The organism is Sulfuricurvum sp. (genome assembly GCF_036279695.1).
In the GTDB taxonomy this organism is placed as follows: domain Bacteria; phylum Campylobacterota; class Campylobacteria; order Campylobacterales; family Sulfurimonadaceae; genus Sulfuricurvum.
The window spans coordinates 1-4,174 of record NZ_DASUIQ010000054.1 but is presented as its reverse complement, the minus strand read 5'-3'; the positions used below and the strand labels follow the sequence as shown (position 1 = coordinate 4,174).

At 42.0% G+C, this 4,174-nt stretch carries 4 protein-coding genes and 1 pseudogene; 1 reads left to right on the top strand and 4 read right to left on the bottom strand.

The genetic code is table 11. From position 1 onward, the window contains the following. The 3 genes and pseudogenes from VFW36_RS05625 to VFW36_RS05615 all read right to left on the bottom strand — a co-directional run. Positions 1 to 467, bottom strand: a pseudogene (locus VFW36_RS05625) (D-alanine--D-alanine ligase); the annotation flags it as partial. 11 nt (positions 468 to 478) lie between these two features. Beyond that, positions 479 to 1,042 (bottom strand): Holliday junction branch migration protein RuvA, encoded by a 564-nt coding sequence (ruvA, locus tag VFW36_RS05620; protein WP_329657834.1) that lies wholly within the window; start codon positions 1,040 to 1,042, stop codon positions 479 to 481. Beyond that, positions 1,039 to 2,940, bottom strand: coding sequence for a flagellar assembly protein A (locus VFW36_RS05615; RefSeq protein WP_329657833.1), 1,902 nt, complete (start codon positions 2,938 to 2,940; stop codon positions 1,039 to 1,041). Before VFW36_RS05615 ends, ruvA begins: the two co-directional genes overlap by 4 nt. 182 nt (positions 2,941 to 3,122) lie before the next feature. Here VFW36_RS05615 and VFW36_RS05610 point away from each other — a divergent pair, with 182 nt between their 5' ends. After that, a complete protein-coding gene (locus VFW36_RS05610; RefSeq protein ID WP_329657832.1) occupies positions 3,123 to 3,332 on the top strand; it encodes a hypothetical protein in 210 nt (69 codons plus the stop codon). 361 nt (positions 3,333 to 3,693) lie between these two features. On the opposite strand, the gene VFW36_RS05605 is transcribed toward VFW36_RS05610, so the two are convergent. After that, the coding region (locus VFW36_RS05605; RefSeq protein WP_329657831.1) for a DUF2326 domain-containing protein at positions 3,694 to 4,174 on the bottom strand (481 nt) is incomplete at its 5' end.

The window sequence follows — 4,174 nt, the reverse complement described above, 5'->3', positions numbered from 1 at the left end:
CGCTTATCTTCTTTATGCAAAATCTCATACGGAAGCGTTTTAACCCCGAGTGACGCGGCAAGCCATTTGGTATAGTGTTTATCAAAACTGAGCATCGATGCCTCTTTGCGAGGACCGATGAACGGGATATGGAAAAAGTCCATGAGAGAGGCGATAGAGCCGTCTTCACCGTCTCCGCCGTGGATCAGATTCAGAATCGGCATCTCGTGTTTTTTAGCGCCGAATAACCCCTTTTGCTCAAAGCCGCCGTTGGTGAGGAAAATTTGGGGCATTTTACGATGCTCACCGCGGGAGAAGGTGACCGCTTTCATCTTCGCACCGTCAATGAGATAAAATTTATGATCTTGATCGCAAAAAATAAAACTGAGTTCAAATTTTGATTCCAGTTTTCCTTTGACGGTAATCGCACTTACGATGCTGATTTCGTGTTCATAACTGGCTCCGCCGAATAAAATAGCTAATTTCAATGAGTATCCTTTTAGAGTTTTTGTAATTGTTTCAATGCATCTTTCACCAATGCAGCCGTATCGGTCGCACTCGATGCGCTAAGGGCTTTGGCGATCTGCTCTTTTTTAAATCCGAGCGATTCGAGTGCCATAGATGCCTCGGTCGTAGCCGTCGTAGCCGTCGCTCCGGAACCTAAGAGGAGGGCATCAAATCCGGCCAGTTCGACCATTATTCGTGCCGCACTTTTTGGTCCGATCCCCGGAACTTTTTTGAGCGCATTGACATCTTTAGATGAAATAATACCCGCAAACTGCTCCGGCGTAAAGGTGCTACAGATTGCAATAGCCACTTTAGGTCCGATTCCGTTGATTTTGAGCATCCCTTCAAAGAGAATTTTTTCGCTTTTTTGGGCAAATCCGTAGAGTTGCTGTGCATCTTCTCGAATAACATGATGGATATGCAACCGTGTTTTTTCCGAGCCTATAGAACTGTAGGTGTGGAGCGAAACGAATACCTCATAAATCACACCGTTGACGTTTATATGAACCGATGTCGGCTCCTTGAACTCTATAATCCCCTCTAATCCAATAATCATTGCGCTAATACCTTAATCGAAAATTCACCATTCTCATCTTCATACAACCCCAAAATCTTCTCCTCCGAATTCTCTGAGGGAATATAAAAAACTTCCATCTGCGGATTGATCAATTTAAAAACGATCTCATTATGATTGTGCCACCGATCGTGATTGATGATACGGGCGTCAAAAATCTCCGCTTGCAGTGCCGTATGTTTTTCGGTCAACCATGCATATTGATCTTCTTTGCTTTTTAGTTCGTTACGAAGTGCTTCCAATTTCTCTTTGAACTGCAGATGTTGTTGATATTTTTGGACAAATGCAGATGGCATTTTAATCCCCTCAGCTTTATAATGGGCAAGTTTTCGTTTTAAATCGTCCATAACAGGAGTGTTTTCTTTCCACGTTTGCTCATACCCCTCAAGCTCTTTTTTGATGGATCGGATCGAATTGGTTATTTGCGCTATTTGATCGGAATGTTCATGGATGTCTGCATCCGATTCACTGACCATCGGATCGATCATAAACTGATTCTCGCCCCCTTGAATCTTTTTGACCTCGATCAAACGCGAAGCGCTCATTTTGACATGAGAGCCCAAAATTTCGATCACAATCTCACGCGCCCGAATTTTCCCCCCTGTCGCTTGAGAGACGGTTACCCTGTCCGCTTCGACAGTACCGTGCTCCAACCGAGTGATATGTACCTCTTTACCGTACGCCGTCCCTTTGAGAATATTGATCGAGAGTTCATCGGCTCGTATGATTGCACTTTGGTGTACTTGACCGTCTACGGTTGCTTTTTTGGCGGTTACTTTCGCATTGGGTCCCACATTCCCCTCAATGTTGATCGCATTGACGGTAACCTCCATCCCCTGTCCTATCGCATCCTTCATCGAGTCTTTCTCTTTGACGTTGATACATACATCGGCATCGAGTTGAGTGTCTATCGAACCCGTCGTTTTGAAACTGATCTCGCTCACTTCCACTTCACTGTGAATATCGTATGTGCCCCCTTCTAAAGTGACATATCCCCCTGAAGCCGCACGGTACTCAATACTCGTCGGAGTATCAATAACCGTGATTTTTTCGCCCGTGTTAAAGGTCGGTTCAAATTTGACAATCGGTTCTTTCGGGAGGATGAACTCTCCACGGCAATTTCGACCGTTTTCCCCTTTGCGCGGTTTGATATATTCCATGAGGAGCTCGTCTTTGACCGCACTCATCAGGTATCCGCGTTTGGCATAATCAACCCTGCCGTGTTCGTCCATATTTTGACGCTTCGTCTCATAATGGAGGATCAATTTATCATTCACCGTCTCGATCGGTTCATACGCTTGCGCAATCAGATAGCGCTCTTGCGCGGCAAAGCGATAAATACCCTCAACATGGATTTTAGCCAACAGCTCCGCGAGGTTGGGAAGCATGATCGAGTCGAACAACCCTATCATCACATTCGCACGAAGCTTTTTTTTGTTGATCGCATAGATAAAATCATCTGAAAAGGTCGGATAATACTGAGCCACACTCCCCGCTTTGATCGTCAAATAGATTTTACACAGAGAGGTATTTCCCCCTATCGACATATCGATCGAATCAAGAGGATTCGGTTCGGTGATAGAAAAAATTTCGATTTCATAGACTTGTTTGAGTTCAAATTTGGGATTTAGATACATATCCTCTTTGAGGTCGGCAATCTGTTCGGGGGTAAGTTCCACCCAATCTTCCGCTGCACCTTCGACGGCGGCTTTGGTAAAGGTTTCCGTCCCAAGCAGATGAAAATCGAGAGAGTGAACGGGGACTTTGTAGTTGATGGAAGCTTGCAAAAGTTCTTTGGCGACATTCGACGTGCGTACGATCATCGGATTGATACGTGTTACGATTTCTACGGATTCAGCCTCTTTGGTAAACAGCCCCATCGTTAGTTCCTTTATAATTGCCCCTATTTTAATCACATATCGGTTAAAATCGCGTAAAATTTATTTTAAAGCTACATTTCAAGTAAAATGATGAAAACAAATTGGAAAAAATTACTATTGACTACGGTCTTATTCGGGGCTTCTGCGTATTTTCTCTATAGCGGGTTTAGTATCCTGTTTAAGTGAGTGGATGGATGGATAATTTACATTTACAGCTAAATGATGATTTATATAAAAATATAGCTACTCAAACAAAAATTTCAGTATCAACCGAAGAAGCAAAACAAAAAGTGACCAACGCCGTAGAACGCTACAGAGATGGAACAGGTACATACACAACGCTAAATCCTAAGCACGTAGAAGAAATGAATAAATATATCGAGAGTATTTAAATTCACTATCAGCTCAGTTCCCGTTCGCCCTGAGCCTGTCGAAGGGTAGAAGTTCATGGTTCGACAAAACAAGGGTACCGCTCGCGAAGCGATGTTTCCTTGAGCTCACCACGAACGGGGAAATATTAAAGTAGCCTGTCCCATTTTCTTTAAGGGGATTTATATCGTAGTCAGGATCATGAGGAACATCAGATTCTAATACAACCTGATGTTGTGTCATAAACTTGAGGGTGTCTTGAAAAACATCGTCACGAGATTCAGTTGTGATTTGTTTTCGGGATCGGTGTTGAGCTTTATAAACTCGACGCATCATCCACCAAAACCTTAATGCTTTAACCATCTAAAAACTCAATTTTTTGAGCTAAAATCTAAAAAATCTATCACTATCGGATAATGTCAAAACAGTGGATTCATGAACAATGTCTTGTAAAGTTGAAACCTTACTATGTAAAACAGGAATAATTAATTGTCCTTGAATACTATTGGAAACTTCAAATAGGACTTTCAATTGCGGTTCATCAATCAATTCAACAAGATCCTCACCAACAAACCTTGGATAAGGAAGATTGCTCTTTGCTACAAATTCAGTATACGCTAGGTCAAAGGCAGTGATATAAGCCTTTTTTTTACCACTTCCCGAATTTGCTTTATTATTAATAACAAACGGTTCAGATATATCTTGTCCCAAAGACAAAAATTGTTCTTCCCCATAAAGCCTGTAAGAATAATCCGAAAAATACTCATTAAAAATATTAATATTATTTTTGATTGTAGCTTCTGCCACTTGAATTCCAGTGACAATTGTTGTTAATAATGTTTCGATTTCAAGCAGTCTTTTTTCT

Coding starts and splice junctions, on each gene's coding strand:
- VFW36_RS05615 (WP_329657833.1), bottom strand. CDS start 2,940: ATGGGGCTGTTTACCAAAGAGGCTGAATCCGTAGAAATCGTAACACGT.
- ruvA (WP_329657834.1), bottom strand. CDS start 1,042: ATGATTATTGGATTAGAGGGGATTATAGAGTTCAAGGAGCCGACATCG.